Below are 19,083 nucleotides of genomic sequence, written 5' to 3'. Positions count from 1 at the left end.
AACAGCCAGCTTATATGGGGAAGGAACACAGGCGCCGAGAGCGCCCGTATTCCTTTGCTATTATTGATTAATAAACAAGCGTCCCTTTGCAATGTCTCTTTCTTCGTTTCCGTATTCATCGATAGCGATGACCTCAATTTCTGCTCCAGCAACAGATAAGTTGTTGGTTGCCGTCCAATACCCGACGTAATGGCCGTCTTCAACCTCGGTCATCGGCATTTCTGTAGGTGCACTAAGTGGGTTAAAGAGCGGTGCGCGCAAAGCGAATGACGCAGCCATTCCAGGTTCACTATCGAAAGAAATCTTCACTGACTCACCTGCTTGAAGGCTGAGGTCTTCTGCTGGTTGTAAGTTTTCGATGGCTCGAGAATCATCGGATTCATAACTTAAGCCGTGACCGAATTGATAGTCATCGCCAATCGTTACTGGCAACTTCCCGCCAGGTTCAGCACCGAAGATCACATGAACCGCAGCTTCCCAAGAAACCGGGACAGGCGACCCCCAGCGCTCGATGGCGTAAGAGGACAAATGGGCATCCACATCTGGGTAGTTCCCGATGTCATAGGGCAGCCCTAATGAGACTGTTGCGACGGGAACATCTGTGGAGGAAAGGGCGAGTACTAAATCTTGCTGTCCTTCAGGCAATACATCGGCAGAGAACGTCGGTACGATTACGCGATCGGCTTCGGACGTAGAAGTGACTGCTTCTTCAATTTCATCAGCATTTGGATCATTTGACGTAACGATATATTCTACGTTACCGCTGCTTTTTGCGTCTACAGCTGCGGCGATGTCTTCAATGTAGTACGATTGATTGTAAATTTCCGGTCCGACGACGAGTGTATGTGCTTCTTCATCGGCATCAAACGGCAGCACGTCTTCGTTTTTCACAAGCGTAATGGAATCTTGAGCCATACGTTTGGCTAGCTGTTGATGTGCTTCATCGTTAACGACATCCGTTGCGGTTTCTGGGTCAACGAAGCGGCGCTCATCTAAGTTGTAGTTTTCTTTCGTTTGTAGAATGCGCTCTAGAGATTCATCGACGCGTTCTTCTGTTAAATCTCCAGATTCTAAAGCTTCAACCATCGTTTCGAATGTCTCGATTTGCTGGTCGAGCGAACCTGTTGCCATGACGATGTCGGCACCGGCATTAATGGTCATGACTCCGGCCTCTCCTGCGCCCCAACGATCATCAATAGCATCCATCGACATGGCATCGGTCACTATCAGTCCGTCAAATCCCATCTCTTCACGAAGCAGTCCGGTTAAGACGTCTTCCGACAAGGTTGCGGGCAGATCCGGATCGATCGCTTCAATGATGACATGTGAGGTCATAATGGAGTCTGCACCGGCATCGATGGCAGCAACAAATGGTGGTAGATGAACGTTATCTAACGTCTCTCTATCATATGTGACAACGGGCAGGTCATAGTGAGAGTCTTCGCTCGTATCTCCGTGACCGGGAAAGTGTTTCGGTGTTGAGAGTACACCGTTGTCTTGGTAGCCCATCACTTGGGCAACGGTCATATCTGAAACGAGTTCGGTATCTTCTCCAAAGGCGCGTACACCGATAACTGGATTATTTGGATTTGTATTCACATCTGCCAAAGGGGAATAGTTCCAGTTGAAACCGGTGGCAATCATTTCATCGGCGGTAACTCTTGCCATGTCTTCAGTTGCCTGAAGGTCTCTCGTCGCCCCGATTCCCATTTGCCTAGGAAAAGCTGTTCCGTCCGTCACATGCTGGTTTGTGCCGTATTCCAAATCGGCTGTGGAGAACAAAGGAATTTGCTGCTCAGTCTCTAATGCCCATTCTTGCAGTTGGTTATTGTATGCTGCGGTTGTTTCTGCGTCCCGGTCTCCATAAATAATGACAGATCCAGCTTTATAATCTCGAATTAACATTTCTGTGTCTTCATTTGGCATCTGTGCATCGTTGTCATGTGTAGAAGGCATAACGAGTTGTCCGATTTTTTCTTGTGGAGACATCTGATCGATGAGTTGTTGGACATCCGGTGTACCGTGTTCTCCGCCAAGAGCGGATGCAGGCATTGAAATTGCGGCAATTCCTATAACGCCGTACGTGAACAAAGATCGTCCTTTTTTCATGATACTCGCTCCTTATTTCTTAAATTTCACCAATGTGAGATTGGCGCTTATATAAAACCATTCTGCAAAAATCTGCCTAATCCCTTAAATCTGTAAATTTCAGGAATAAGGTCTCGTTCATCTCGATTAAGAATAAGGCCATCATTCCTTATTACATAGAGGAAGAGCCTATATCAGCTTTAAAATATAGAATACTCAGTCAATTAGTGCTACGATGGTGAAAATTTGAAGGGGGAATGTGTATGGCAAACGTGAATCAAACGTTCAAATGGTCCCTTGTCGGCGTCATGATTGTCGGTACGGTAGCGGCGGGTTCAGGTACGGATTTACACGGTCAGGATGAGGTGAGCCCAGAAATTGAACTGCGGAATGACCTCTTAGATATACTTGATGAAGAACAGTTACATAGTGCGTTAGCGGGGGTTCATGTTCAATATGCTGAAACGGGAGAGGAGTTGTTTTCCCATCAAAGCCATACGAGCTTGGCACCAGCGTCTGGACAAAAGCTACTTGTAGGGGCAACGGCGCTAGACGTTCTCGGTCCTGACTTCACATTTGAAACAGGTGTATACACAGACGGTGATTTAGAAGGAAATGAATTGCACGGCAATGTGTACGTAAAAGGGGGCGGTGATCCGACGATGCTTCCTGATGATTATGAACAATTTGCACAAACGTTACGTGAGGCTGGAATTGAACAGATTCACGGCGATATTATCGCGGATGATTCTTACTTTGATGATCGGCGATTATCTTTGGATTTATCGTGGGCAAATCAACGTGGTCATGTCGGTGCACAAGTATCAGCGCTTAGCGTTGCCCCCGAGGCTACCCTCATCTCAGATCTTGCTCTTGATCGCTACAACACCGGTTCCATTTATGTTGAAGTTCATCCAGGAGAGGAAGTGGGTGACGCGGCAGATATTCGTGTCACACCTGAGTCCGATTATTTTACGATTGATAATCAGATGACAACGGTTGAAGAAGGTGGAGACCGAGCGTTAACGAGCTGGGACCGAGCGCACGGAACGAATGACATTCATTTTGAAGGGACCATTCCTGTTGGAGCCAACCCATTCACACAATACGTCTCAATTTGGGAACCGACGGAGCTTGTACTCAACCTATTCTACGACGGTTTAGGCGCTGAAAACATTGAGGTGCACGGAGAACTCGTACTCGGAGAGACCCCTGAAGACGCCGAACAACTGGCGAGTAGACAGTCAATGACTTTGGAACAATTAATGATTCCTTTTATGAAGTTCAGTCAAAATAATCATTCAGAACACTTGACGAAAACGTTAGGAAAAGTCGTTGAAGACGAAGGTAGCTGGGATGCTGGATTGTCTGTTGTTGAAGATTATCTTGATTCAGCGGGCGTGGACATGGACGTTGTCCAGCTAAGAGACGGCTCTGGAATGTCTCATCTGAATGCCATTCCGGCAGAACAGATGACACAGCTGCTCAGTCATGTGCAGACAGAAGATTGGTACGAGGTTTTCTATGACTCTTTGCCTGTCGCAGGTGAACCAGACCACTATGTTGGTGGGACGCTACGCACAAGAATGGTAGATACAGCGGCGGAGGGCAACGTTACTGCAAAGACGGGAAGCCTCACATCTAAGTCCTCTCTATCTGGTTATGTGACAGATGCAGATGGCCATGAGCTGATCTTTGCCATGCTGTTCAACAACTATAAGGGCAGTTCCCCAACGAGCGTTGAGAACGAAATCGCGGTAAGGCTGGCAGAATATAGTGCGGAAGGTGACGGTGGTGACGACGATTCCTCTCCGATACGCAATGTGAAACCGGCTGAAGACGTTACACTTCGAGCGGGTGAATCCGTGAAAGTGTCCTTTGAAGGGGAGCCTGGGCTAGAGGCAGCATTTTCAATTCGAGTTCCGTTATTTACAAGAAGTGCACCGCCAACAGAAGTGATGATGAGAGAAGCTGAAGAAGGCGTGTATGAGGGGTATTGGACAGCGACAAATAACTTAAGCGTTGACGGCGCGCAGATTGAAATTCTTGCAGTGAATGATGAGGGAGTAGAGTTTCGTGACGTTGCAGAAGGAAGAATAACAATCCAGCGCTAAATCGAGTCACGGCCCTTGGTCGTGGCTTTTTTATTGCCATGAGTTGATGTGGCGTAGTAGCATAATGTAAAAAGTGAAGGATGAGCATGTTGAACCTTAGGCGGTATGGAAAACAGGACGAAAATGACTTATTCCAATTGATTGAATCAGAAGGTGAGGAGTGGAACGACTATCTTACTGAAGAAGGGCGCGAGAACTATAAAAAGACGTTAGCAGGCTCATTAACGCTTCTCGCTTATGAGGGCGAAGAGCTTTGTGGATACTCTAGGTCAATTGTTGACGGTGAGTTTCATGTATACGTATGCGACTTGCTTGTACATCAAGAAAAGCGTGGGAACGGGTATGGCGAAAAACTTATGGCCGCCATTTATGAAAAGTATCCAAATCATACCGTGTTTGTCATGTCAGACGTGGATGAGTATTATGAGAAGCTAGGGTATCGAAAAGAAGGAACGGTTTTTGAAGTAACCCCATCCTTATCATAAGCAGGAGTGATAAAGCATTGGAAAGCTATTTCTATGAAGCATTTGAAGATTTAAGTCGACTGGCACCAGGCAGTGATTCATCAACGAGCAAGGTGGCAACGCTCGTTAAGAAATCAACGAACAACATGAAAATCTTAGACATCGGTTGCGGAAATGGAGTACACACACTTCTTCTTGCAGACCTCTATCCGAACGCCCGAATCATTGCAGTAGATACACATCAGCCTTATATCGATGAGTTACTTTGCCGTGTTGAAAGACTCGGACTGGAAGAAAGAATTCAAGTACATAATCAATCGATGTTGGCGTTGGATTTTCCACATGAATATTTTGATCTCATCTGGGCGGAAGGGTCGATCTACATTATTGGCTTTCAACAAGGATTGAGCGAGTGGAAAGCATTGTTAAAACCAGGCGGACAGCTTGTGTGCAGTGAAATTTCTTGGCTTCATTCATCTCCTTCTTCAGCGAGTCGCTCTTTCTGGGAAGAAGGGTATCCAGAAATTAATACTGTAGCAAATAAGGTAAGTCAAATTACTGAAAATGGTTATGAGTATTGTTTCTCGTACGTATTGCCCTATGAAGACTGGACCGAGCACTATTACGAACCGCTTGCACGTAAGCTCGACGAAATGACCGAGTTGTACATCGACGTCCCTGAAGCGCTAGAAGTCATTGGAATGATACAGATGGAGATCGAACTATTTCATGATCATCCAAACGATTACAGCTACGTGTTCTACGGTATGCAAAAAATGAAGAAGAAAGCGGTAAATTAAACCGTTTTCTTTTTAATTGTCGTGATGGACGCATCTACAAGGTCATTGTAACGAACGACGTAAAAGTGCCCCTCTTCCTGAACGATGACCTCTTCGTCCCCGTCGCTAAGCTTATATAACCTACCGGTTACTTGTGTCGTATTCCGCCCATTTCGATACGTGAGTGTGACGATATTGGGCCCTTGTGCAATCGACTCCACTAACACTCGTTTCATCTGTTCAAGATCTTCCACATCGCACCTCCAGTGAGTTCTTAATTTCATTATACACGAACATAAGTTCGAATCAACTGTTGAAAAGAAACATACGTTCGTATATAATATATAAAAATGCGAACGAGGTGAGTTCATGCTGTATGCATTGAGGCAATCTCTAGAGAAAAGAAGACGAGTTCAAATTATCTATCAAGCGAAGAGCGGAAAGCTAACACAACGGGAAGTTACTGTTTATCGTTTGAATGACGTAGATGTGATTGTGTGGTGCCACATGAAAGGTGCGGTTCGGACATTGAAGCAGGCGAACATCCTTGCTGTGGAGGACGCAAGCTCTTCAACATCGTAAATGACCACGCGTAAACTCTTTTTTACGCTCATAATGTTGAGGTCAACTATAGCTTCACCAGCTGAGACGCTTTCTTCTTATGGTGAAATCACTGATTTTCAAAAATACACTTCATAAAAATAACGAGAATCTCACCATAGATCGTTTTAAGATAAGGTTTTCGCCCCCACACACCACGCCGACGCTAAGTCCGCTCAGACTTAACATTGTATAGTGCGGCAACTAGGAAGAATACCGACCGGAAATTTGAGGGAGTATATTTGCTGCTTTATGGTGAGATCTACGAATATACCGAAGAAACATGTGCTAGAAGCCGAGGTAGAGAAAAGAGAAAAAACGAACATTCATGCCGCGACTGCGGTTTTTTTTGTATGTTCAAATGTACACGTTATAGTTTTTTAATTCTGAACAATTCATTTAATAAGCTTGTATGCATGACGAATGTTCTATTGACGTTATTGTAATTCGTGATTATGCTATTTGTACGAAAATTAAAAATAGAAACACTGGTTCATATATAGAACCAATCTATGAACGTATTTACTAAGGGGGATGCTGTTGACTTCCAAAACAGTACATAAATCGTTAACCGTTTTAGAGAAATTCACGGTCGAACAACCAGCTTGGGGTTTGCGTGAATTGGCTAGAGAACTTGATATGAACCATACAGTCGTTCATCGTTTTTTATCGACTTTTGAAGACCGAGGGTATTTAACGAAAAATGAAGACTCTGGAAAATATGAAGTCGGTTTTAAATTGTTGGAGCTAAGTCATGTAGCGCAGGAAAAGTTTAAGTTATCGGAACAAATACAAGCCACAATGCAGAAACTAGCCATGGAGACAGGTGAAAGTAGTGTTTTTACGTTAAGGGATCATGACTACGGTGTGTTTATCAACATTGCAGAAGGTAGTAATATTGTCCGGTTTGCTGATTCAATCGGTAGACGTTCACCGTTGTATTTAGGAGCTACACACAAGTCAATATTGGCGTACCTACCAGAAGACGCCATTGCTCGGGTAGGTGAACGAGCTGTTGAAGAGAAGTTTATACAGTCTCCAAGTCAACTCCATGAGACGTTGAAGGTTATCCGTGAACAAGGCTATGCGTATAGTGCGAGTGAAACATTTGAAGATGTCGCAGCAATGGCTGTCCCAATATTTAATCGAGATGCAAGAGTGATTGGTTCATTAGGAATTGCTGGGCCACCGTATCGAATCTCAGAAGAATATGCGATGAAAAATGCGCACATCTTGTTCCGATACCAAAAGGAAATTCAACCCATCATTAAAGTGAGCCCTAATGAATTATCGGAACTTTATGTCAATTGAAGGTGAGGAGGGGGAACAATTACAAAGATATTGGAAGTTGAAAACCTGAGAACATCGTATAAAAGCAAAGATCGTGTGACAAAAGTTGTGGATGGCGTCTCATTTCATGTTGATGAAGGAGAAGCGATTTGCATCGTTGGTGAGTCCGGTAGCGGAAAGAGTGTCACTTCATTAAGCGTGATGCGACTTGTTGAATTTGAGAATGGTCAGATTGATGGCGATGTTCGTTTCTTAGGTGAAGATTTGGCTAAGAAAAAAGGAAGTGAAATGAGGAAAATCCGGGGCAAAGAAATGTCGATGATCTTTCAAGAACCACTGACCGCTTTGAATCCGGTATTTACAATAGGCAAACAAATTACAGAGGCCATTCACTTTCATGAAAAAGTAACAAAATCAGAGGCATTGACGAGAGCAGAAAAGCTGCTCGCTCAAGTCGGTTTGTCTGATACTAAAACAAGACTCAAGCAGTATCCACATGAGCTATCTGGTGGGATGAGGCAGCGGGTAATGATTGCAATCGCACTCGCCTGTGAGCCGAAATTACTCATCGCCGATGAGCCAACAACGGCGTTGGATGTAACGATAGAAGCGCAAATTCTTGAACTTCTTCGTAGTCTTAGAGAAGAGCGAAAGATGTCTCTTATGCTCATTACTCATGATATTGGTGTCGCTTATGAAATGTCGGACAGGCTGATCATTATGTACGCTGGGAAAATTGTAGAAGAGGGGAAGACATCAGACATTTTTGACACCCCTCATCACCCGTACACGAAAGCGTTACTTCGCTCGGTACCTTCAATGGACGGGGAGCGAGGCGTGCCTCTATATTCAATCCCTGGTAGTATCCCGAGTCTACATGATATGCCTGTCGGTTGTCGCTTTGCCTCTCGCTGTGATTTCGTCACTGAAAAGTGTATACAGACTGAGCCATCGATGGAAGAGACAGCAGTTGGCAGTGTAGCATGTTGGCACTCAGAAAAAGTGGCAAAGAGTGAGGTGACGGTATGAGTGCAACAGACGCAAAACCCCTTGTGAAAGTTTCCCATCTAAAAAAACACTTTCGGATTAAAGAGGGGTTTGCAAAACCAAAAATATTACGTGCGGTTGATGGTGTTAGCTTTGATATTTATGAAGGTGAAACACTAGGGCTTGTTGGTGAATCAGGTTGTGGAAAGTCGACGCTTGGAAGAAACATCTTGCGACTGCAGGAGCCGACGGAAGGAACCGTAACTTTTGAGGATCAAGATGTCCTGTCGTTATCCAATCGAGATTTAAGAAATCTAAGAAAAGATATGCAAATGATCTACCAAGATCCATTTGGCTCACTTAATCCAAGGTTTAGCATTGGTCAATCCATCGGCGAAATGTATGATATTCATCAATTGTATAAAGGGAAAGAAAAGGAACAAAAAATCCAAGAGCTACTCGAGTATGTCGGTTTAGACCCTACTAGAATGAATCATTACCCACATGAGTTTTCTGGGGGGCAAAGACAGAGGGTAGGTATTGCAAGGGCGTTAGCATTGAACCCTAAGTTTATTGTTGCTGACGAACCTGTATCAGCATTAGATGTATCTGTACAATCACAAATTATTAATCTACTCATGCGATTAAAAAAGGAACTAGGGTTAACGTTACTGTTTATTGCACACGGATTAAATGTTGTCCGGCATATCTCTGATCGAGTCGGTGTTATGTATCTTGGAAAACTTGTGGAGTTGGCACATACGGATGAAGTGTTTGATTCACCTGCGCACCCGTATACAGCGGCATTACTCTCCACTGTCCCAGAAGCGAACCACGTAAAAAAAGAAAGAATTATTTTAAGAGGAGAGGTTCCTTCACCTGCAAACCCTCCTAGTGGCTGTCGCTTCCAAACTCGTTGTCCTTTAGCAACAAACTTATGCAAACAGGAGATACCAGAACTAACAGAAATGACACCAGGTCATTTTGTTGCCTGTCATTATCCACTACAACCATATGAAACACTGCAAGACGCCATAAAAAAACAAAATCAAGAAGGAGCATGATGTATGCAAACAAAAAAAGAAATCGCAAATCCTAAACACTATGACGGGTACAAATCATTTCAGTATCTTGACGCAGGCGAAGATTATAAGGAATATGAGCTTTCTGAGGAAGATACTCGCGTAGAGAAGTACGAATACCCAGTAAGTAGTGAGGAAGAAGAGCTAGCGACACAAATTTTAAACGAAGATCATATCGTCTCGATGCATGAGCATACGTTTGTCGCCCCTAAAGACTTATCGCAATTTTATGAGTTCCGTCATCAGGGCAGAGATTGGACAGGTTTTGAAGCGTTAAGTCGTTCTGGCCTCGATGTAATTTTTGAGAACTTTATGGATGGCACAGCGATGATCACATCCCAAGCTGGCTGGAAGTGGTCAGATGTCATTCACGATATCGGAATTCGGTATAGCGACATTGCTCATCAAGATATGGTCATAAAAGCAGAGCGAACAGAAGATTTATACCGTGCAAAAAAGGAAGGGAAAATTGCATTTGTAGGTGCTTTAGAGTCTTGCTCAATGATTGAGAACGAGCTAGATCGCCTAGACGTATTGCACGGACTCGGTATTCGAACGATGGGTGTCGTATATTCTGAAGCAAACGCATTAGGATCTGGACTTCGTGAGCCAAACGATAGCGGGCTGAGTGTTTTTGGGAAGCAAGCTGTACGTAGAATGAACAAATTAGGGATTACCGTAGACATCTCCCATGCAGGCGACCAAACATCACTGGATACGATTGAAACGAGTGAGAAGCCGGTCACGATAAACCACGCGGGTGCAAGAACGTTATGGGATTCAAAGCGTATGAAACCAGACGAAGTGATTAAAGCTTGTGCGGCGCGTGGAGGCGTTATCGCAATTGAGGCAGCACCGCACTCTACGATTACGAGCAACCATCCAGAACATAACATTGAATCATTTATGGAGCACTTTGAGTACACAGCAAACCTAGTCGGAATTGACCACGTTGCTTTTGGACCAGATACATTGTTTGGTGATCATGTGAAGTTACATGAATTGTTAGCTTCAAGATTATCGATTAAATCCGCGCAAAAATCTGACATGGTAAAGGTTGACTATGTAAAAGGGTTGGAGAACCCAGCAGAATGCTTCCCGAACATCGTGCGCTGGCTCGTCAAACGTGGGTATTCACGTGAAGATATTCGCAAAGTTATTGGACTGAACATATTCAGAGTGCTTGAAGAAACGTGGGCAAAATAATAAGCAGGAGGGGGTAGGGGCATGAAGAAGTTAGCGAGATCAGGCTTACTTATCGTAGCTAGTCTTGGTGTTTTATCGGCGTGTGCGTATGGTTCAGAAGATTCGTCCGGTGATGATGGTAATTCAAGTGGGGAGACAGTTGAAGATTCCGGAGAAGAAGCTGAAGAAGGAAGTGGTGGGCAATCAGGAGGGAAAGTTTCCATTCCTATCGTTGCTGACCCTACATTTAACCCGTGGCACCCGAACGCGTATGCTGAATCCAATGTCGTGAACCGCGTCCTATTTTCAGGGTTAACAAAACCAGGTGAAGACTTAGTTCCGTCACCAAGCTTGGCGGAGTCGTGGGAGACTTCGGAAGATGAATTGGAGTGGACATTCCAACTTCGAGAAGATGTACTTTGGCATGATGGAGAAACTTTTGATTCTGAGGATGTCTCGTATACATTTAACGAAATCGTACTCAATGAGGAATTAGGGGCAAACGGCGCGTCATTTTTCGGTGATGTAGAAGAAGTTGTCGTAGATGATGAGTTTACAGTGACGTTTAAGCTGTCGAATCCTGTAGCAGCATTACCGGCCTACCTTGGATTCAACTCAGAGATTCTTCCAGAACATATCTTTAACGGGGAAGACCCATGGGACTTGAGTTCCTTTAATAAGGACAATGCTGTCGGAACTGGACCGTTCAAAATGTCGACGTACACTTCCGGTCAATCCGTAGTGCTTGAAAGAAATGATGACTACTTTGGGGAGACCGCACTATTAGACGAAGTTGAATATAAAGTGTTGGCAGATAGCAATACACACGTTGCGCAAATTTTAAGTGGCGAGTTATCAATCTTTTCATTAGAGGATACTGCATCCATTGAGCGGATTGAGCAGCAAGATGGGGTTGATGTGTACCCTCGTGAAACGACACAGTTTTATTGGTTATCACTCAATCAAGAACATGAAAAATACCAAGAGCCGCTCGTTCGCCAAGCCATGACACACGCGATTAACCGCGAAAACATCATTGATACTGTCCTACAAGGATACGGAACCATTGCAGATCACGGGATATCCCCGGCACTTGAGGAGTATTACCGTGATGATGTAGAAACATTGGCGTATGATCCAGACGAAGCCGTCTCTCTTATGAGCGAAGCAGGCTGGGAACAAAATGACAATGGCGTATTCGAAAAAGATGGAGAAACGTTCGACATCAATTTTGAAATCGGAATTCAAGGGGATTTGGAGCAGATTGCTCAATTAATTCAACAATATTTAATTGAGGTCGGCTTTAATGTTGAACTTCAGACGATGGAATGGAACACGATGATTGATCAAGTTGTTATTAACCGTGATTATGATGTAACGCTAAACTGGTGGCGTTATGCAAGCGATCCTGATTTACAGCCATATATCCATTCTGAAAATGCTGGAAGTGGCAATAACATTCCTGGCTACCAGAACGAGGAAATGGACCAACTGCTTGAAGCAGGCGCGCAAACAAGTGATATGTCTGAAAGGCAAGAAATCTACAATCAAGCACAAGAATTAATGGCAACAGAACAGCCTTACAACTTCCTATGGTATCCGCAGGAAGCGCAAGTGAAGGTAGACGCTTTGCAAGGTGTACCAGATCTCGCATTCGGAGATTCATTGCATTACATTAATGAATGGTATTTAGAACAGTGATACATCCCGCCCGTAAAGGGCGGGCTTAAAAAAACTAACCCTGATTAGAGGGGGGGCTATTCCGATGTTACGTTTCTTACTTAACCGAGCTGGTCAAAGTGTTATTTTGTTATTTATTGTTACCGTCATCACGTTCTTTCTCATCAATCTTGCACCAGGTGGACCTTCAGGTGTAATGAGAATGGATGCATCTGAAGCAGAGAGGCAAGCGATGATTGAGCGTTACGGGCTTGATGATCCTGTGGTTGTTCGTTATGGGGATTGGATCTTCAATGCTGTTCAAGGGGATTTTGGGACGTCTTTCTCGAGTAATCAGCCCGTGATTGAACGTGTGTTAGAAAGAATTCCTTATACAATTGAGCTAAGTTTATTCACGCTTGCACTCGCGATTTCCATTGGAATCGTCCTCGGTGTTATTTCAGCAATCAAGCGTGGAACTATTGCAGATTATTCGATTAACTTTATTAGTGTTATCGGGTTATCTGTACCTGCATTTTGGTTGGCGCTGATGCTTATTCAATGGTTTTCTATTCAGCTTGGTTGGCTCCCATCCTCAGGTGTTGGTGCACGTGGAGAAAACTTTGATCTATTAAACTGGCTTTCACATTTGTTGTTGCCTGTATTGATTTTGTCGACAACGATCTTACCGAACATTGTAAGGTTCACACGCTCTTCAATGCTAGAAGTGATCTCTCAGCAATATATTCGAACTGTACGTGCAAAAGGGGCAGGAGAGCGTACTGTAATTTATGTTCATGCGCTAAGAAATGCGTTAATTCCGGTGATTACGATGATCGGAGTGCTCATGCCTAGATTGTTGAGCGGGGCCGTAATCACCGAGGCAATTTTCGGCTGGCCGGGAATCGGCACCTTGATTTTGGAAGCGGCTCAAAGCCGTGATTATCCTTTGGTCATGGGTGTCACAGTTATTATTACTTCTGTCGTAATTTTATCCAATTTAATCGTTGATCTTGTTTACTCAAAAATAGACCCACGCGTTAAGAATATTTCATAGATTTAGGAGATGAATAACGATGGAGAACGTAACTGGGCTGAACGGCCAGCCGATTGCTGTTAGCGCTCCAGCCAAGTTGAGTTTGATGCAGCGCCTATATCAAAATAAACTCGCTTTCTTTTCCCTTTGCTTTATTGTATTGCTTCATCTTGTTGTCTTTTTAGTTCCTCTAGTTTGGCCACATCATCCAGATCGAATTGCTGAGATAGGTGTTCATGCTAGTTGGTCACTCACCCATCCATTTGGAACAGATGAACTGGGTCGTGATGTATTTGCCCGCCTCCTACACGGGGGCCAGGTGACATTGCTCGTCGGGCTAGCCGCAATGATTTGTTCCATTATCATTGGTGTATTTGTCGGGGCAGTCGCTGGTTTTTTTGGAAAGAGTATAGAAGCTGTGCTCATGAGATTTACGGAAGCGATGATGGCGATACCGAACTACTTTTTCGTTCTTGTTGCCCTAACTGTTCTCGGTACATCGCCAGCAATGGTCATTCTTGTTATTGCCTTCACGACGTGGATGGAGATTGCTAGAGTGGTGTACGGTGAAACCCTTAAATGGAAAGAGTATGAGTTTGTCGAGGCTGCGATTGCGTCTGGGGCAACAAAAATGAGGGTGCTGCTAAGGTACGTACTGCCACAAGTTACACCTTCAATAATTGTTGCAGCAACGCTCTGTATAGCGGGAGCCATTCTCACCGAAAGTGCCATTAGTTATCTTGGCCTTGGGATTCAACCACCAACACCAACATGGGGGAATATGTTGCAAAATGCCCAGCAGTACATTTGGACAGCCCCAATGCTCGGTTTTTTACCGGGAATCGCAATTACGCTCATTGTTCTTGCCTACAATTTTCTTGGTGATGGCTTACGGGACGCACTAGATCCAAAAAACACAAAGTAGGAAGGAGATTAGCATGAAACGAATGATTAATGGGAATGAACTATACATTGAAGAACACGGAAATCCAAATGGAAAAGCCATCTTTTTCATTCACGGGGCACCTGGTCTTGGAGACTGTCGAAGTGACATTAAAGCATTTTCAGATCTCGGTACCGATTATCGGTTAATCTTCATGGATATGAGGGGTTCGGGTCGTTCTGAAGGAAAACCGCCTTTCACACATGAACAATGGACTGAAGATATTGAGTCAGTGAGAAAAGAACTCGTCGATGAACCGATTATCATATTAGGTGGATCTTACGGCGGGTTTCTTGCACTAGAATATGTACTTCGCTATCCAGAATCTGTACGAGCAGTACTACTTCGTGATACTGCGGCGAGTAAACGCTTTGATCAAGATTCTGTTCAAGCGGCAAAAGATGCGAACCTTACCGATGTGAGCGAAGACGAACTCATTCGTCTCTTCGCTGGAGAGGTCGCATCAAACGAGGAATTTAAACGAGTGTTTTCCGCTATTCAGCCTCTTTACACCGTTGAATACGATGAAGTCGCCGTTAAAAAGAAGATGGACAGTATCTATTATCGATATGAAACACATAACGCAGCATTCAAATACAACAAACCTAATTATAATATTGTTGATCAGTTGCCGAGCATTAATGTCCCTGTATTTATTACTGTTGGCAGACACGATTGGATTACACCAGTGGAATGCTCGGATGAGATAGCGAGTCATATTCCGAACCATGAATATCACATTTTTGAACAGAGTGGACATTCACCTCATCATGAAGAGAACGAATTATACCTCGCTCGACTTCGCGCTTTTTTTAACAAGTACGAATTATAATTGTTCCGCCAATCCTTATGGTTTGGTGGTTTTTTGCTGTTATTTAGCTTTTTCTATTAATGAGAGGGTCAGTTTATTATAAGGAAAAAAAATATCTTGGTTTTCACGTTGATTTGCAAAGAAGAACCTCTCTTTATGTAGTAGCATGGCAGAATATACAGAATCCTACAGAGGTGATTGCATGTCAAATGCATATGAAGTGAGTAAACGAGTATTTGAGGAGTACTTCTTAAAGCGTAATCACGTTCAAACAGCGGTTACACCAGGAGTTAAGGAATACAACCGGGGGTCTGTGTCAAACCCAGAATATGCTCCGATTTATATGGGAGGGCGTTATTACCGGATGGCTTCGTTTATGATTTTTCTCTCGCAACTCGAATATGAGGCTAGAGAAGTTCATAAAGAAGACAGCTTGGCTGTTGAAGTAAGTGACGAGCTATCGAAAGCAATCAATGCGATCTTCGATGAAACAAGTGAAGGTGGCGAGATGGAAGGGTATTTAAGAGACGGTCCGATGGATGGTGGTACACCTGGCATTAGTGCACTAACGGCGAGCCTCGTCTTTATTAAAGGACTGAATGGGAATCTTTGCGATAACGTTAAAGAGCGGGTGGAGGATATGCTTGACCAGTGTTGGGATTGGAGTGATCGCCATTACCGTGAACATACGTGGTCTTTTATGGACGATCATACCATTGAGTATATGGTCGATCATTTGATTGTTGATGATGAGCAATCCTTTCCGAATGCGCGTTATCCGATGAATGGGGTAATGTGGTATGCCTATGCAATGGCGATGGACAGCTACCTTAATCACAATGGTCAAGTGTATGACCAACCTTATGGAAGAACAGCCCGAAGATTCAAGAATATGGGCATATACATTCAGGAAATCAATTATGATGTGAGTCAATTTTCGAAGAATCTCACTGCAGGGAAACAGCATCTTACAGGAGCAGGGCGGCCAGTGCTTATCGCAGGGTATACGTCTTGGACGGGCATGCATTTAGGGATGCTGGAATATGGCTTAAAAGCCAACCATGAAAGAAAATTTTATGAGGAAGTTGAAGGTGGATTTCAAGCGGGTGCGCGTGAGCTTGCTGAAGGGTTCCGTGTTCTTGTTGACGTTCATGGGGTGGTTCCAAACCAGCTGAGTCCAGACACGACAGTGAGAAGAGAGGAAGACTTTTCTTCTCTGCCGACGCACATCGCTGATGACGGGGAACAAATCGTTGACTACAGTCGTCAAATTCCTGTGATGAATACGGGAGATGTGAAAGGTGACCAGCCATTTCAAGATTGGTGGGACAGGTTTATTAAAGATTATTATCCAGATGTGGACGGCTTCAATACATCTATTGAACACGCGATCGACTCTGATTGGAGAGCTGAAGTGCAAGGTGATGATCGCGACAAACGAACACATGACATTACCGAGCCGAATTTCCTGCGTGCGTGTTTGGCGCTTGCTCACGGAATGATGAGAAGATTGACATTTCGTTAACGCATGAAAATTGTAATTAAACCGCCCAGTTCGTTGATGGATTGGGCGGTGCTACATGTGTAATGTCCTAAACTCGATAACATCGACCTGCATCAATTGTGTAGAGGAGATAAGTATAAATGTTTATTTTTAGTTTATTCGAATTAGTTAATTAAATTTAGTGAATTTTTGTGCTAGTATTCAAATTACTTAGGGTGACTAAATAATTGAGGAGGGCTTTTATTTGAAAACATCAGCTTGGAAATATTCACTGTCATTCGTACTACTTCTTTCACTGTGGCAACCAACGGAATCTTTTGCTCTACTTGAAGAGGAAGAGTATGAAGAACCGAGTGCCCAATCAATTGAAGCGTTAGATGAACGTTGGACGAATTACGAAGAAATGGTTGAAGAGCTTTTCCGTATCGAAGAGATGAGTGAAGGTCTTCTGGAATTAGATGTGATAGGCGAATCCCATCAAGGTCGCGACATTTATGCGACGAGAATGGGCGATGGCGATCAAGTGTTACTCATTGATAGTGAGATTCATGGCAACGAAAAATCAGGCACAGAAGCCATTATCGACATGTTGGACGAACTTGCAGCGGGTGAAAGAGATCATATACTAGAGGAAGTAACGATTGTCACCGTTCCTAAGCTTAACCCTGATGGCTCTGAACTCGTAAAACGTCAAAATGATATCTCTTGGGAAGAAGTACTTGAATATCATCCTCACTTAGAGGGCGCTGAACCTGCTTGGTATCATAATGAAAGCCGTAACGGTTTTGATATTAATCGTGATTTCCATCCGGACTTGGACTTTGAAGCAGAGGCAGATGATTTGCCTGGAACGAGTGCTCATTACGGATTCTACTTAACGAATGAAGCTCGCGCTCTTGCTAATTTATATCAAGAACTACAAGAAGAGTTTGGCATTGTGGAATCGTATGTGAATTTGCACCATATGGGCACGCCGCAACTTGAAGGCACGGATCAGGATGTGTCGATTGCGCTTAGCCACCCGCCGCTAGGACCAGATAACAACCCTAAATACGCGGAAGACTACCCAGAATGGGACCAAGACAAATCCCGGCGTTATAATTTAGCAGCGGCAGAAGGCATTCATGCTCATGCAGAAGATGGCCATGAAGCGGGGCTGGCTCGGTACACGTACCCGTCAACCTTTGACCTTTCTGGCATTGCGTTAGGTGCATTCGGTTTGAACGGAAGCGGAGCGGTATTATTTGAAATGGCAGGACAACAACCTCAAGTTCCTTATGATCAAGAACTCATTGATAAGGTTACAGCAGGTCTTTGGGGAATTGCGGAGTCGATGACGGATGGCTCAGTGCACGAGCTTGATGGCGATGCATTTTATGATATTCCGAAGTACTGGCCGGATACGCCTCCAGTGAGCGATCCTGAGCAACATGTGTTTGATTTCACCGATGAAGTCGTTGGTGAACAGCCTGACGAGTGGTCACCGATTTGGCAAGGTGAAGACGAGCAGCTTACCATTGCTGATGAACCACTGCGCTTGGAGCATACCGCTCGTTCAGGTGTGAGAGGCTTTACAGCGGATGCGGTAGGAGAACTTTATGGAAGTACAGAAATCTTCGCACTCGTTCAAGGCTCGAACATTCAAAACCACGTATTTGAACTTGGATTCCATATGTCTGGGTCGCCAGGAAGTGAGAATGGCATTTATGCAGATGCACGGCTCCCAGACGATGAGTACGAGAACGGAACCGTCCGAATTATGCAACGAAGCGGGGGCTCAAGTACAACCCTCGGCATCGCCGAGCCAGGTTTTGAAGTATCTGAAGATGAATGGTACCGTGTATTACTTCAAAGAGATGCAGCTGCCTTGCAACTCAAAGTTTGGCCAGATGGTGAAGACGAGCCAGACAGTTGGCAAATCGTCACAACCGAAGACAACATGTACGGAGGCCAAGTTGGATTTTCACACAGCACGCCAGGTGCAGTGAATGACCTTGCTTACATCGGTGTAGGCGTTGGGGGAAAACGTGCCCCGCATGCTGACGACGACCATCTAGGAGAACCTGTTGATCCACCAGAAGAAGGGCTCATACGCAACTTGCAACCAGCTGAAAATAGGACGCTTGCAGCAGGTGAATCCGTAAGAATTGCGTTTGATAGTGACCCCGGCTTGAATGCGGTGTTCTCCATCCGCCTGCCGCTCACGAGTCAGTCACAACCGCCTACTGAATTGCCGATGTGGGAGAGCTCACCTGGACAATATGTCGGCTATTGGACCGCCATAAGAAACCTTTCAGTTCAAGGCGCTGAAATCGAAGTGAAAGTGACAGATGCTGACGGAAATGAAACGAGAGAGACTGCAGAAGGACGTCTAAATATTAACTAACGTGTGAGGATTGCCCAATTTTTGGGCAATCCTTTTTATTTGCTGGGGATGGGGGAGCAGTTAGTGAGTGCTATCCCTACATATCATACTTAGAATCTACATGTGATAGAAAACAAACCTCTGTACGGAAGGGATTGTAATTAGTAGAACACTTT

General features: G+C 44.4%; 16 protein-coding genes. 14 read left to right on the top strand and 2 right to left on the bottom strand.

The annotated features are described in order from the left end of the window. Nucleotides 1-60: 60 nt before the first annotated feature. Nucleotides 61-2,109: a glycoside hydrolase family 3 protein gene (locus ACE1TF_RS07550; protein ID WP_052364156.1), complete on the bottom strand. Its 2,049-nt coding sequence runs from the start codon at nt 2,107-2,109 to the stop codon at nt 61-63. 242 nt (nt 2,110-2,351) lie between these two features. On the opposite strand from ACE1TF_RS07550, the gene dacB reads away from it, so the two are divergent. From dacB to ACE1TF_RS07535, 3 genes are all read left to right on the top strand, one after another. Beyond that, entirely contained in the window at nt 2,352-4,202 is a 1,851-nt protein-coding gene (gene dacB / locus ACE1TF_RS07545) for a D-alanyl-D-alanine carboxypeptidase/D-alanyl-D-alanine endopeptidase (protein ID WP_375015621.1), read from the top strand. Nucleotides 4,203-4,288: 86 nt separating this feature from the next. Next, complete coding sequence (locus ACE1TF_RS07540) at nt 4,289-4,687, top strand: GNAT family N-acetyltransferase (RefSeq protein ID WP_375015619.1); 399 nt, start codon at nt 4,289-4,291, stop codon at nt 4,685-4,687. Nucleotides 4,688-4,704: 17 nt separating this feature from the next. Continuing rightward, nucleotides 4,705-5,466 (top strand): class I SAM-dependent methyltransferase, encoded by a 762-nt coding sequence (locus ACE1TF_RS07535; protein WP_375015617.1) that lies wholly within the window; start codon nt 4,705-4,707, stop codon nt 5,464-5,466. Here the strand turns inward: ACE1TF_RS07535 and ACE1TF_RS07530 are convergent. Beyond that, the gene (locus ACE1TF_RS07530) at nt 5,463-5,699 is read right to left on the bottom strand and encodes a hypothetical protein (RefSeq protein WP_042404330.1); all 237 of its coding nucleotides are present in this window, start codon (nt 5,697-5,699) and stop codon (nt 5,463-5,465) included. The two genes, ACE1TF_RS07535 and ACE1TF_RS07530, sit on opposite strands and share 4 nt — an antisense overlap. Before the next feature lie 115 nt (nt 5,700-5,814). On the opposite strand from ACE1TF_RS07530, the gene ACE1TF_RS07525 reads away from it, so the two are divergent. From ACE1TF_RS07525 to ACE1TF_RS07475, 11 genes are all read left to right on the top strand, one after another. After that, complete coding sequence (locus ACE1TF_RS07525; RefSeq protein ID WP_042404332.1) at nt 5,815-6,027, top strand: WYL domain-containing protein; 213 nt, start codon at nt 5,815-5,817, stop codon at nt 6,025-6,027. Nucleotides 6,028-6,585: 558 nt separating this feature from the next. After that, nucleotides 6,586-7,356: an IclR family transcriptional regulator gene (locus tag ACE1TF_RS07520; protein ID WP_052364162.1), complete on the top strand. Its 771-nt coding sequence runs from the start codon at nt 6,586-6,588 to the stop codon at nt 7,354-7,356. Between the two features lie 75 nt (nt 7,357-7,431). Further along, nucleotides 7,432-8,364 carry an ABC transporter ATP-binding protein gene (locus ACE1TF_RS07515; protein WP_375015614.1) on the top strand — a complete coding sequence of 311 codons (933 nt, stop codon included), beginning with the start codon at nt 7,432-7,434 and terminating at the stop codon, nt 8,362-8,364. Beyond that, nucleotides 8,361-9,386, top strand: coding sequence for an ABC transporter ATP-binding protein (locus tag ACE1TF_RS07510; RefSeq protein ID WP_375015612.1), 1,026 nt, complete (start codon nt 8,361-8,363; stop codon nt 9,384-9,386). The genes ACE1TF_RS07515 and ACE1TF_RS07510 overlap by 4 nt, the downstream gene beginning before the upstream one ends. A 3-nt stretch (nt 9,387-9,389) precedes the next feature. Continuing rightward, nucleotides 9,390-10,610: a dipeptidase gene (locus tag ACE1TF_RS07505; RefSeq protein ID WP_375015610.1), complete on the top strand. Its 1,221-nt coding sequence runs from the start codon at nt 9,390-9,392 to the stop codon at nt 10,608-10,610. A gap of 21 nt (nt 10,611-10,631) precedes the next feature. Continuing rightward, nucleotides 10,632-12,290 (top strand): ABC transporter substrate-binding protein, encoded by a 1,659-nt coding sequence (locus ACE1TF_RS07500; RefSeq protein ID WP_375015608.1) that lies wholly within the window; start codon nt 10,632-10,634, stop codon nt 12,288-12,290. Between the two features lie 64 nt (nt 12,291-12,354). Next, complete coding sequence (locus ACE1TF_RS07495) at nt 12,355-13,305, top strand: ABC transporter permease (RefSeq protein ID WP_375015606.1); 951 nt, start codon at nt 12,355-12,357, stop codon at nt 13,303-13,305. A gap of 19 nt (nt 13,306-13,324) precedes the next feature. Further along, nucleotides 13,325-14,209, top strand: a complete 885-nt coding sequence (locus ACE1TF_RS07490) for an ABC transporter permease (protein ID WP_375015604.1) — start codon at nt 13,325-13,327, stop codon at nt 14,207-14,209. Between the two features lie 13 nt (nt 14,210-14,222). Continuing rightward, the gene (locus ACE1TF_RS07485; RefSeq protein ID WP_375015602.1) at nt 14,223-15,059 is read left to right on the top strand and encodes an alpha/beta fold hydrolase; all 837 of its coding nucleotides are present in this window, start codon (nt 14,223-14,225) and stop codon (nt 15,057-15,059) included. Nucleotides 15,060-15,240: 181 nt separating this feature from the next. Next, complete coding sequence (locus ACE1TF_RS07480; RefSeq protein ID WP_375015600.1) at nt 15,241-16,563, top strand: hypothetical protein; 1,323 nt, start codon at nt 15,241-15,243, stop codon at nt 16,561-16,563. Nucleotides 16,564-16,786: 223 nt separating this feature from the next. Then, nucleotides 16,787-18,928 carry a M14 family zinc carboxypeptidase gene (locus ACE1TF_RS07475; protein ID WP_375015598.1) on the top strand — a complete coding sequence of 714 codons (2,142 nt, stop codon included), beginning with the start codon at nt 16,787-16,789 and terminating at the stop codon, nt 18,926-18,928. Nucleotides 18,929-19,083 lie beyond the last annotated feature (155 nt).

This window comes from Geomicrobium sp. JSM 1781026 (genome assembly GCF_041949955.1).
In the GTDB taxonomy this organism is placed as follows: Bacteria; Bacillota; Bacilli; order Bacillales; family Marinococcaceae; genus Geomicrobium_A.
The sequence above is the reverse complement of the archived record's forward strand: the minus strand, read 5'-3'. Positions and strand labels throughout refer to the sequence as shown.